Consider the following 12,611-nt stretch of genomic DNA (forward strand, 5'->3'; position numbering starts at 1 on the left):
ATATGCAATGCTTCCACGTCTCAGCGTTAACAACCACCGTTATGTTCCACCAGTAGATCAACTACGCAAGCAGGCCCGTTTTCTTAGAGATCACTGCAATGTTCAGTTGAACCATGCCTATGAAATGGTAGCGTATTTCTATCGGTTTTCTAACTGGGGAGATCTGATTAACTATACCAATAGCAATATAGCTATCGAGAATCAGAGAAACGTTGCCCAAATGCGAGAGGTGCTCCAGACATACAGAAAAAGTCTGCCAGCTGCTGACCTGCTGCGAGTAACCCAATTAACGGCGCAATCTGGAACCTTAACGGAGGCTGTTGAGAATGACCGCATAAAAGCACTAAACGATCTGGATATCGTTCAGTTCTATAATTGCCTGCATGATAAAGAATATTGGAGTGAGCCGACGGTTTCTTGGTATGACGTACTTGATGAGACCGACAGATGCTTGGTGTTGCTTGCCAAACGGACAGCATTGAAGGGGCGTATCAAGACAGTAAATCCTCATATTAGTTTTCCCTGGTTTGGGTTCAAAATGTATGGATATCTGTATGTTAATGGAAACACGTTGAACTACAAATGCAGAGAACTGGACAGCTACCTCTGGCCTTCAGAAGAGCAATATAAAAAAGTATTCAGTAGATCTTGGTTTGCTGCCTATATCAGTGGCTTTATCCGTACGCAACTTCGCTCGCTTTGTACCTCCGGTTTTTCAGGAAAGGTGTCTTTTGCGAGAGTAAATTTTATCGATTTGGTTGCAGGGCAAGTAGTACTACCATACCTTGATGAGTATGAAGATTTAGATGACGATGAAGTAATAAGAGCCGCAATAAATGAAGTAGTTGAAAAACTGCTCAGTATGGGAGGTGTCAGGGATACAAAAAAGCAAAATGTAACCTTCACTTTTGGCAATGGTGAGATATATTGATGGACAGTTCATTTTTGGATCTACTTAGTGGGTTGCCATCTTCGACGACTGCATTTATTTTACTGGCAGGTGTAATATGTACACTAGCCAAACAAGGCTGCTTTCCCTCTCTGTCGCAGCGCCAGTTTTTTTGCCTAATAATGACATTTTCAGGAATTATTGGTTTTAAAGTTTTGTTCGGATAAAACGATTAGATGCGATAAAGCAGAACCCTCACTGTGTATTGATGGTTTATGCTGTTTAAACCTGCACAAAAAAATGTGATCTGAACCGTCAATCAACTGGCCTGAAGCGCAGAAAACTGTTGTGGACATTGAAAATTATTACATAAGGCAACAATTTCTGATTTTTCTCGATGGTAATATTTCACACCCACAATATTTGAAGTGAACTCGAATGGTTGGACACAATCAGCGGACAATATTGCATCCAAAATTGACTACTGACAGAAACTAAAAAGGTCGCTAAAGCGACCCTTTAAATACCGTGATTTTCTTTCACTTATGTAGATATTATGATCCTATAAAAATCTATCCGGCCATCACCTCATAGTTACTTACTCTAATCTTTCGTTACACATTTTCTGTATGGTATTCATTAACCTTGCAACATGAAAGCCATCACACGCCGCATGGTGAACCTGAATAGCTAATGGCAAAATAATCTGATCACTGTCTTTATAATATTTACCCATAGTAAATATCGGTGCAAAATAATCCGTAAAATTAGCTACATTAAGATTAAATCCATCAAAACTTACCCATGGCAACGATGAAATATGAAAATGATTCGCTGGCTGATTCGGTTGTGGAAAAAAACTCACATCGGCCTTGTAACGTTCAAAATTAGTTGCATAGTTTGCTAAAAAACAATGAAAATCCGGAGAGTATTCAGCCCAAAGCGAAGAAAAGGTTTCAGTCTCCTGATGGAAAATGGTAAAAGCGGGATCTACCTTATCCCAGATAATCAAATCATCATCTTTTATCGCTAACTTGAACTCAGAATATAAATTAACTGCCTTTGAAAGGATATAGATTATTGCTGGGTAAAATTTATATTCTTTTTCAGTCAATGAAGAGATTAAACGTGTAATATCAATTTTCGTTGTTAAGCTAAACCCGCACTGAACACTATGACGATAATAAGCAAAGTGCTCTTTCCGATTCCAATTTTCGATATCAAATTTTGTATAATTCACATTTTTACCCTTCTAAAAAAATTAATGAGATAATTTAATTAGAAGGGCATTCTCTCTGTATTTATTTGATTCATATATGCCATAATCTGTCGTCTCTAGTTGTTTTACCTTTGTGTTTGAGTAAGTCTATACACAAATCCGCAAAGTGCTATAAATATATACCTTTATTTAGCGATGGTAGGCCAGCATTGAACAAAAAGCAACGGTTTATTTTTTCACCTTATCGAATACCAATTTGGCAGATTTTTCTCCCGTGTAACACTAATTCATCAGTTTTTCATAAAAGAATAACCGCGTTCCATGCAATGGCAACGGTTGGTACTGGGCGCATAAAAAATCAGGAGAGGCTGGTTGGATACCCCTGGAATATGTTGAATTTTAAAATGCCATAATTATGACTGCCATCCCAGTATTCGCCATAATATTGTGATTATACTGTTTCTTCTCAAATAAAATTTCCAATAGCATTAATAAGATACGCTACATCGCGTAGGAGTCTCAAGTCATGAAGTTTATTCCTGATTATCATCATATATCTGAAGCCCATTCTCGTATTAAACCCTATATCAATAAAACACCGGTATTCACCTCAACAACAGTCAATGAAATTTTCGGTGCCCAAGTCTATTTTAAATGTGAAAATTATCAAAAAATGGGGGCATTCAAATTTCGTGGAGCCATAAATGCCCTATGCCAGTTTAGTGATGAACAGAAAAAAGCAGGGGTAATTGCTTTTTCATCGGGCAATCATGCCCAAGCCATTGCACTAGCCGCTAAGTTATTGAATATTTCTGCCACCATTATCATGCCGCACGATTCTCCTCAGGTTAAGATAACCGCAACAAAAGGCTATGGTGGAAACGTCGTTTTTTACGACAGATATACGGAAGATCGCGAAGTAATCGGCCGGCAATTGGCAGAGAAACATGGCATGACACTGATTCCGCCTTTCGATCACCCCCATATCATTGCCGGTCAAGGCACGGCGGCGAAGGAGCTGTTCGAAGAAACCGGCGAGTTGGATGCGCTGTTTGTGCCGCTCGGCGGTGGGGGTTTATTATCCGGCTCGGCGCTTGCTGCCGCCCATTTATCCCCTACCTGCCAGGTTTTTGGTGTCGAACCCGCGGCCGGTAATGATGGTCAGCAATCTTTTCAAAAAAGTGAAATCGTCCATATAGATACCCCAAAAACCATTGCAGATGGTGCCCAAACCCAGCATTTGGGGCAACGCAATTTTGCTATCATCCGCCATCTTGTCAAAGATATTCTTACGGCGTCAGATGATCAACTCGTTGATGCTATGTACTTTTTAGCCGAGCGAATGAAAACCATTGTCGAACCTACCGGCTGTTTAGGGTTTGCTGCGGCAAAGGCCATGCGGGAACAATTGAAAGGTCAACGTATTGGCATTATCTTAAGTGGCGGAAATATCGATATAAAACAATATGCCCATTTATTGGAAAATAAATTTCATTAACACTCATTGTTTATCAATTAACCTATCCGATTAGCATGATAAAAAACGGGGTTAGTCATTAGAATAAAGTAAGAAATAATGATGACAGCTCCGGGGCAACTCATCGTAATATAGCCACATTATTAAAATATTACCATTTAACTTCACTCATTGCATGGTTGATAAACAAATCAATAAATGCTAATCATAATCCAGAAAAATCACCGTTGCTGATTAAAAATATCAACATCATTAATGAAATAATATTGAAATATTGAAGAGGTCACTAAGATGAACAAAAACATTATTATTGTTTATGGGTTTTCGGAATATAGAAGAAATTATCTGTATCATATTCAAAACGCCAACCCTAATGATATTTATATCACTATGGATAATATACTCTTTAGCTCAGGAATACTCGCACGCAGTGGGAACAACATAATGAAATTTAAACAATTTTTTGAAAACAATGGACAAAGTGAATATCTTGTCAACACAAAAAAAGATACTTATGTTAATTATTTTTACGAATCAGTTAAAAACAATAATTTCTTTGATCCAAAACTCTGTGAAAACATGACAAAAAAAATAGATACAAATACCATAAATTACCTATTTCGCAGCCTTAGTTATTTTTTGAGATACGACTTTTTAAAGGGAAATTATTCCGAATTATCAATCAGTACCACGTTAAATAGGAGAAAAGGAAATGTAACCAAAAAAGGTGACTATAAAGAGTATAAAAATTATCAGGCTGGGTTTCTCGCCAAAAATAATCTTAAACGCCCTAATCCTTTCTCAGCCAATACAAAAAAAGATGTAGTCAATCCTATATTAGAGTATGATAATTACCCTAATCGTTCAAGTGGTAGGTTTATCTCAAATTCTTCTTACGGCCATTATAATATTGGCAATAGAGAATATACCTCTGGCATTTTTAATGCTTTCCATCAAAGTGATAAAGAAGGATTTAAAAACCTGCTTAACTTTAAGGAGAATATAGATAAACGTGGAAATCGTTATTACCCAGAGAAGGATAAAATTACTGAAAAAGACAGAGAGATGTTCGCACATGGAGATGTCATTACAAATTGTTTTGCAAAGTCTTTTATCCGAAAATTATGCAAATTATCCATTGATTGGGCTGAACTAGAAGCCAGTAAAGCAGACTCACCTATAAAGAAAATTATCTTTTATGTAGAAGAACATCCACCCCTTAATATTGCAAAAGTTGATAATATGAATGTACATAACTTCCATCATAAATGGAGACATAGTGATTTCAAGGATATTGGTTCCAACAATAGAAATTTTCCGATTACTTATTCAGAGCTAAAATATGCCACTGAATTAACAAAAAGGAAAACAGATCATCATATAGAATTCGTTCAGGTAGAAAATAGATTTGCTAACGCCAAAATGGTCATTGATAATCTTTAATCCTCTGAAATGGTTTTCATTTTGTCCTGTTCCCGCTTTAACCTCCGCCATAACGTCGTGCGGCTAATTCCCAGATATTCTGCGGCCGCACGTCGATCACCTGAAAATCGCGCGACAACGTCGTGTATTGAAATATTCTTCATTGAAGAAGGGTTTTTAATCAAAGAAGATATTTCAATCTGGGCGGTTTTCATATCGTTGCTGATAACATGCGTATCAATATGACGCTCAGGTGAGAGAGATAATACCAATGCCGGCGTCAGCACCTGTTCAGGATGAGCGCTCAAATAAAGCGCTGTCCGTTCCATCAAGTTACGCAGTTCACGCACATTTCCCGGCCAATGGTAGGCGTGCAATACCTCATGACACTTAGCCAGTTCCGCTATTCGCGATGCAGAAACGGGTAAGTTAAGTGCCGCAAAAGCCCGTTGTAAGTACTCTATTGCCAACAAGCCAATATCATTTTCCCTCGCCCTTAATGCCGGTACATTGATGCGTAATACACTCAAACGGTAGAACAAATCGGCCCGAAAACGCCCTTCCCTGACCCAAGTATCCAAATCACAATGCGTGGCACAGATGATCCGAACATCGACAGCAATCGGACGATATCCGCCAACCCTGACCACGGATTTTTCTTCCAATACCCTTAATAACCGTGTTTGTAACGGTAACGGCATTTCACCAATTTCATCCAGAAATAATGTCCCCCTGTGCGCAATTTCAAATAACCCTGCACGCCCGCCACGCCTTGAACCCGTAAAAGCGCCTTCCTCATAGCCAAACAGTTCAGCCTCCAGCAAAGACTCGGTAATCGCACCACAGTTAACGGCAACAAACGGCCGTGGATGCTTACCCGCCAACTGCCCGTAACGCAAGGCATATTCATGATGAATCGCCTGTGCCACCAACTCTTTTCCTGTACCGCTTTCTCCCTGAATCAAAACCGTGGCGGTCGAACGGGAATACAGCATAATCGTATCGCGGACATGCTCTATCGCAGTGGAATTTCCCCTGATATCGCTGATTGTGTGCCGTGTGCGTAGCTTATCTTCTGTCGGATAAGGCGAAATCGCCGCCTGATTGAGTTTGGTCATGCGCGCTATCTCTAAGGCATCTTGAAATGCTTGTCGAATGGAGTCTGCCGAATAGACAAAAATTCCCACCAGTTCAGCTTCATAAGCCAGATCGGTAATTAATCCTGCGCCCACAATCACCTTAATGCCTGCCGCCTTCAACGCATTAACCTGTGCCCTGGCATCTTCCTCCGTAACATAACTACGTTGTTCAATGCGTAAATTGAAACGCTGCTGAAATTCTTCTAATGCCGGCAAGGTATCCTGATAAGTGATCACACCGATGCGGGAACTGATTTGTCGGGCGCGCGCCAGTGCCTGCATAACATCAAATCCGCTGGCTTTGGCAATAATGACGGGTACGGACAAACGGCTTTTTAAATAAGCACCATTCGATCCCGCGCAAATCACAGCGTCACAGTGTTCAGTTTCCAGCCGTTTGCGAAGATGTTGAACTGCGCGCTCAAAACCCAATTGAATCGGCGTGATATCCGCCTGATGATCAAATTCCGGGGTAATATCACGAAAAAGGTCAAAAAGCCGGGAAACAGAAACCGTCCAGATCACCGGCCTATTATTTTCTCCTGCGTGTACTGAAGCCATATTTTCTCCCCTATTGCCTGTCAGGCGTTTATCTGAATAGGTTCAGTTGACTGTTTCATTCCTGAAATTTGAAACAAAAATGAAACACAGTCAATTCAAGATGAAACAAACAGACATTATAGCCCATCGTTAAACCGTCACCATTAATTAACCAAAATCCATCCATCTTATTAATTTAGATAATAAAAATAATGTATTGGTTAGAACTCCAACTTATCCACTTCTCTGATTTTAACCATTGGCATAAACCTTGCTTGAATCACAATCAAATACAAATTGGTTTCATTTTAGTAACAATGAGGTTATATATGGCATTTTATTCCGCTGGTTTGGCTTTTCGTCGAGCAATAGAAGCCGAATCTCCGTTACAAGTCGTCGGAACCCTCAACGCAAACCACGCACTGCTGGCAAAACGGGCGGGTTACAAGGCGATTTACCTTTCAGGTGGCGGGGTTTCTGCGGGTTCGCTGGGGCTGCCCGATTTGGGGATCTCGACACTGGATGATGTGTTGATTGATGTCCGCCGCATTACTGATGTCTGTGACCTACCCCTGCTTGTCGATGCCGATGTTGGGTTCGGTTCCTCAGCGTTTAATATCGCCCGCACAATTCGTTCTATGATTAAAGCAGGTGCTGCGGGTGTTCATATTGAAGATCAGGTCGGTGCCAAACGTTGCGGCCATCGTCCAAATAAAGAGATTGTTGCCAAACAGGAGATGGTCGACCGCATCAAGGCCGCCGTTGATGCCCGCACCGATGAGAATTTTGTCATTATGGCCCGCACGGACGCATTGGCAGTAGAAGGGCTGGATGCCGCACTGGACAGGGCTATGGCGTATATCGAAGCGGGTGCCGATATGCTGTTCCCGGAAGCCATTACCGCGCTGCCAATGTATCAGGCATTCGCGGCCAGAACACAGGTGCCTGTTTTGGCTAATATTACTGAGTTCGGGGCAACGCCACTTTTTACTGTCGAAGAGTTAAGGAGCGTCAACGTCGCCATTGCCCTTTACCCCCTGTCGGCGTTTCGGGCGATGAATAAGGCGGCCGAACAGGTCTATACCGCATTGCGTCGCGATGGCACCCAGAAAAATGTCATCAATATGATGCAAACCCGTAATGAACTTTATGAAAGCATCAACTACTACGATTTTGAACGAAAACTGGATGCCCTGTTTTCCCTGAAAAATAGCAGAGGTGATACTGATGAGTAAGCAAAATACGACAACGGGCGTTTCTGAACCGACCTCATTCAAACCGAAAAAATCAGTGGCGTTGTCCGGCGTGACGGCAGGCAATACGGCACTCTGTACCGTCGGCAAAAATGGCAATGACTTACATTACCGTGGCTATGATATTCTCGATTTGGCCGCCCATTGTGAGTTTGAAGAGGTCGCTTATCTGCTTATCCACGATAAACTCCCTTCCCGCGCAGAACTGACCGCCTACAAAAACAAACTGAAATCCTTGCGCGGCCTGCCCAGCAGCGTCAAGGCCGCACTGGAAGCCCTGCCGGCGCTAGCCCACCCAATGGATGTGATGCGTACCGGCGTTTCGGTTTTGGGCTGCACGTTGCCGGAAAAAGAAGATCATAACCTCGCCGCTGCCCGTGATATCGCGGATCGCCTGCTCGCCTCTCTCGGTTCAATCCTGCTGTATTGGTATCACTACAGTCATAATGGCCGCCGTATTGACGTTGAAACCGATGACGATTCCATTGGCGGGCACTTCCTCCACCTGCTGCATGGTCAAAAACCGCGCGGATCGTGGGAAAAGGCCATGCACGCTTCCCTGATCCTGTACGCTGAACATGAATTTAATGCGTCCACCTTTACCAGCCGGGTGATTGCGGGCACGGGTTCGGATATTTATTCTGCCATTATCGGAGGGATTGGTGCCCTGCGGGGGCCAAAGCATGGCGGAGCCAATGAAGTCTCCTTCGAAATCCAGCAACGCTATGATAGCGCTGCACAAGCCGAAGCCGATATTCTGGCCCGTTTGGCAAGAAAAGAGGTCATTATTGGTTTCGGCCATCCAGTGTATACCGTTTCTGATCCCCGCCATAAAGTGATTAAAACTATTGCCTTGCAACTTTCCCAAGAAGCCGGCACCACCCAGATGTATGACATTGCCGGTCGGATTGAATCTGTGATGTGGGAGCACAAGAAAATGTTTCCGAATGTCGATTGGTTATCGGCGGTGTCCTATCACATGATGGGCGTGCCGACGGCCATGTTTACCCCGCTGTTTGTGATGGCCCGTACTTCCGGTTGGGCTGCCCACATTATTGAACAGCGCATTGATAACAAAATCATCCGTCCATCGGCGAACTATACCGGCCCTGAAAACTTGGCATTTATACCGATTGCACAGCGTTAATCACCCGATTCATAAATAACACGATTTAAGGATTGATTATGTCTACCTCTGTTGTTAACCATCGCCCTGACTACGATCAAGTGATTGTGGATATTGTGGATTATGTCATGGACTACACCATCACCTCCCCGATTGCTTACGCCACCGCCCACCACTGCCTGATCGATACCTTGGGCTGTGGGCTGGAAGCGCTGGAATACCCCGCCTGCACCAAACTCTTGGGGCCGATTGTGCCGGGCACCACGGTGCCCAACGGTGCGCGCGTGCCGGGAACCCAATTCCAGCTCGATCCCGTTCAGGCTGCTTTCAACATTGGGGCCATGATCCGCTGGCTCGATTTCAATGACACTTGGCTGGCGGCGGAATGGGGACATCCTTCTGATAATCTTGGCGGCATACTGGCCACTGCCGACTGGCTGTCGAGAAACGCGATTGCCCGCGGAGAATCTCCACTCACCCTGTGGGAAGTGCTGACAGCGATGATTAAGGCGCATGAAATTCAGGGCTGTCTGGCGCTGGAAAATGCGTTCAATAAAGTCGGCTTGGATCATGTAGTGTTGGTCAAAGTCGCGTCCACCGCGGTGGTTGCCCAAATGTTAGGGCTAACGCGTGAAGCCATATTGAGTGCGGTTTCATTGGCCTGGGTTGACGGCCAATCCCTGCGAACCTACCGTCATGCACCCAACACCGGTTCCCGCAAATCCTGGGCGGCGGGCGATGCCACTTCCCGTGCCGTGCGGCTGGCACTGATCGCCCAAACCAGCGAAATGGGCTATCCCTCCGCGTTGACCGCCGAAACCTGGGGGTTTTATGACGTCTTGTTCAAGGGCCAATCTTTCACATTCCAGCGTCCCTATGGCTCGTATGTGATGGAAAATGTGCTGTTTAAAATCTCTTTTCCGGCAGAATTCCATTCACAAACCGCGGTAGAAGCGGCAATGATCCTGCATCAGCAACTGAAAGCGCACGGCAAACAAATTGACGATATTGCCCAAATCACTATCCGTACTCACGAAGCCTGTATCAGGATCATTGATAAACAGGGGCCTTTGAATAATCCCGCTGACCGGGATCACTGCATTCAATATATGGTGGCTATCCCGCTGATTTTTGGTCGCCTGACGGCGGCAGATTATGAGGATGATATTGCGGCCGATCCCCGCATTGATGCCTTGCGGGAAAAAATAGTCTGCGTGGAAGATGCTGATTTCACCCGTGACTATCACGACCCCGAAAAACGTTCCATTGCCAATGCGTTAACGGTGGTATTTACCGATGGCACGCAACTGGACGAAGTCATTGTTGAGTTCCCGATTGGGCACGCCCGTCGCCGTAAAGAGGGTATTCCGCTGTTAGAAGAAAAATTCAGAACCAATCTGGCGCGCCGCTTCCCGCCAGAGCAGCAACAAAAAATTTTGGCGGTATCCCTTGATCTGATGGCATTGCGAGATATTCCCGTCAACGAATACCTCGATTTGTACGTTATATAATTTATATGCCGCTCATCTGCCTATGTAGGAGAGATTATGTCATTCCAAGATTTCTATCAGCATTCCATTGATGATCCCGATACGTTTTGGGCAGAGCAAGCCAAACGCATACATTGGCAACAGCCTTTTGCACAGACGTTGGATCACCATAATCCCCCCTTTGCCCGCTGGTTTTGTGGCGGAAAGACCAATCTCTGCTACAACGCACTGGATCGCTGGCTGGAAAGGCAACCCGATGCCAAGGCATTGATCGCCATTTCAACGGAAACCCATAGCGAGCGCGTTTTCACCTATAAAGAGTTACACCGCGAAGTGAACCGAGTTGCCGCGATGATGTTGTCACTCGGCGTAAAAAAGGGCGATCGTGTGGTGGTTTATCTGCCGATGGTGGCCGAAGCCCTGTTTATTTTACTGGCCTGCGCCCGAATTGGTGCTATCCACTCAGTGGTTTTTGGCGGTTTTGCTTCTCACAGCCTTGCCAGCCGGTTGGATAACGCCGAACCTGTTTTAGTCGTCTCGGCGGATGCCGGTTCACGCGGCGGCAAAATCATTCCCTATAAGCCGCTGCTGGACGAAGCCATTGCGTTAGCCAATCACACGCCACGCCATGTTTTGCTGGTCGATCGCGGGCTGTCTGATATTGATTGGGTGGAGGGCAGAGATGTGGATTTCGCCACATTGCGGCAGAAGCACCTTGATGCCGACGTTCCCGTCACCTGGCTGGAATCCAACGAAATTTCCTGCGTGCTCTATACCTCAGGCACCACCGGAACCCCGAAAGGGGTTCAGCGGGATGTCGGCGGTTATGCCGTCGCGCTGGCAACCTCCATGGCGGTTATTTTTGGTGGTCAGGCGGGCGGCGTCTTTTTCTGTACGTCGGATATCGGTTGGGTGGTCGGGCACTCTTATATTATCTATGCACCGCTGATCGCCGGTATGGCAACCGTCATGTATGAAGGGCTGCCAATACGCCCGGATGCCGGCATTTGGTGGCAGATTGTCGAAAAATACCGGGTCACCAGAATGTTTTCTGCCCCCACCGCAATCCGCGTCCTGAAAAAATACCCGACGGATTGCATCGCCAACTATGATATCTCATCGCTTGAAACGCTCTATTTGGCGGGGGAGCCGCTGGATGAACATACCGCCCGCTGGATTGCCGAAACTATTCATGTGCCGGTGATTGATAACTACTGGCAAACTGAAACCGGCTGGCCGATTATGGCCATTGCACGGAGCTTAGACGACAGGCCAAGCCGTTTTGGCAGCACGGGGTTTCCCATGTACGGTTTTAACGTCAAACTGATCAACGAACTGACCGGCCAAGAATGCGGTGCCAATGAAAAGGGCATGCTGGCGATCAAAGGCCCGTTGCCTCCGGGCTGCATTCAGACTATTTATGGCGACGATAGCCGTTTTATCAATACTTACTGGAAGCACTTTGACCAGCAAGTTTATTCGACATTCGACTGGGGGCTGCGCGACAGCGACGGTTACTATTTTATCTTGGGGCGTTCGGATGATGTGATTAACGTCTCCGGCCACCGTTTGGGGACACGCGAGATCGAAGAGTGCATCGCCAGCCATGAAGATGTCGCCGAAGTTGCCGTCATTGGCATCAAGGATGACGTCAAGGGGCAAGCCGCAGTGGCTTTTGCGGTGCTCAAAGAAGGACGGGAAATCCGGGACGCTGACCATTTTGCAGCGTTGGAGAAGGCGTTAATGGCCTTGGTGGATAAAAAAATCGGCAGCGTTGGGCGCCCGGCACGGGTCTATTTTGTCACGCAATTACCAAAAACCCGGTCAGGAAAAATGTTGCGCCGTACCATGCAGGCCATTTGTGAAGGGCGGGAACCGAAAGATATCGCCCTGATTGAGAACCCCGCTTCATTGGAAGCCATCCGGGACGCCATTTCCCATTAAAAAACGGATGAAAGGTTGTTTTCTACACAACCCTTCTTTTGTTTAACCCTCATTTAATGTCGCAAGGTTATTATATCTGCGTACTACATTTTCCCAGCTACTTTTACCCATT

At 45.2% G+C, this 12,611-nt stretch carries 9 protein-coding genes; 7 read left to right on the plus strand and 2 right to left on the minus strand.

The features are described from left to right. Positions 1 to 7: 7 nt before the first annotated feature. Positions 8 to 931 (plus strand): hypothetical protein, encoded by a 924-nt coding sequence (locus XDD1_RS13300; RefSeq protein WP_045971877.1) that lies wholly within the window; start codon positions 8 to 10, stop codon positions 929 to 931. Positions 932 to 1,487: 556 nt separating this feature from the next. On the opposite strand, the gene catA is transcribed toward XDD1_RS13300, so the two are convergent. Further along, positions 1,488 to 2,129: a type A chloramphenicol O-acetyltransferase gene (catA, locus tag XDD1_RS13305; RefSeq protein WP_045971878.1), complete on the minus strand. Its 642-nt coding sequence runs from the start codon at positions 2,127 to 2,129 to the stop codon at positions 1,488 to 1,490. Positions 2,130 to 2,634: 505 nt separating this feature from the next. Here catA and XDD1_RS13310 point away from each other — a divergent pair. Together XDD1_RS13310 and XDD1_RS13315 are read left to right on the plus strand one after the other, a co-directional pair. Further along, positions 2,635 to 3,606, plus strand: a complete 972-nt coding sequence (locus XDD1_RS13310) for a threo-3-hydroxy-L-aspartate ammonia-lyase (RefSeq protein WP_045971879.1) — start codon at positions 2,635 to 2,637, stop codon at positions 3,604 to 3,606. Between the two features lie 270 nt (positions 3,607 to 3,876). Then, positions 3,877 to 5,028: a hypothetical protein gene (locus XDD1_RS13315; protein ID WP_045971880.1), complete on the plus strand. Its 1,152-nt coding sequence runs from the start codon at positions 3,877 to 3,879 to the stop codon at positions 5,026 to 5,028. Here XDD1_RS13315 and prpR read toward each other — a convergent pair. After that, positions 5,025 to 6,707 carry a propionate catabolism operon regulatory protein PrpR gene (prpR, locus tag XDD1_RS13320; protein ID WP_045971881.1) on the minus strand — a complete coding sequence of 561 codons (1,683 nt, stop codon included), beginning with the start codon at positions 6,705 to 6,707 and terminating at the stop codon, positions 5,025 to 5,027. The genes XDD1_RS13315 and prpR overlap by 4 nt on opposite strands. Positions 6,708 to 7,015: 308 nt before the next feature. On the opposite strand from prpR, the gene prpB reads away from it, so the two are divergent. Genes prpB through XDD1_RS13340 form a run of 4 tightly spaced genes read left to right on the plus strand, consistent with a single transcriptional unit; the run spans position 7,016 to position 12,499 of the window. Then, positions 7,016 to 7,921, plus strand: a complete 906-nt coding sequence (gene prpB, locus XDD1_RS13325) for a methylisocitrate lyase (RefSeq protein ID WP_045971882.1) — start codon at positions 7,016 to 7,018, stop codon at positions 7,919 to 7,921. Continuing rightward, on the plus strand, positions 7,914 to 9,086 hold the full coding sequence (gene prpC, locus XDD1_RS13330) for a bifunctional 2-methylcitrate synthase/citrate synthase (protein WP_045971883.1): 1,173 nt from the start codon (positions 7,914 to 7,916) through the stop codon (positions 9,084 to 9,086). The genes prpB and prpC overlap by 8 nt, the downstream gene beginning before the upstream one ends. A 38-nt stretch (positions 9,087 to 9,124) precedes the next feature. Then, on the plus strand, positions 9,125 to 10,576 hold the full coding sequence (locus XDD1_RS13335) for a bifunctional 2-methylcitrate dehydratase/aconitate hydratase (RefSeq protein ID WP_045971885.1): 1,452 nt from the start codon (positions 9,125 to 9,127) through the stop codon (positions 10,574 to 10,576). Between the two features lie 36 nt (positions 10,577 to 10,612). Further along, the gene (locus XDD1_RS13340; RefSeq protein ID WP_045971887.1) at positions 10,613 to 12,499 is read left to right on the plus strand and encodes a propionate--CoA ligase; all 1,887 of its coding nucleotides are present in this window, start codon (positions 10,613 to 10,615) and stop codon (positions 12,497 to 12,499) included. The last annotated feature ends 112 nt before the right edge of the window (positions 12,500 to 12,611 follow it).

The organism is Xenorhabdus doucetiae (genome assembly GCF_000968195.1).
GTDB lineage: Bacteria > Pseudomonadota > Gammaproteobacteria > Enterobacterales > Enterobacteriaceae > Xenorhabdus > Xenorhabdus doucetiae.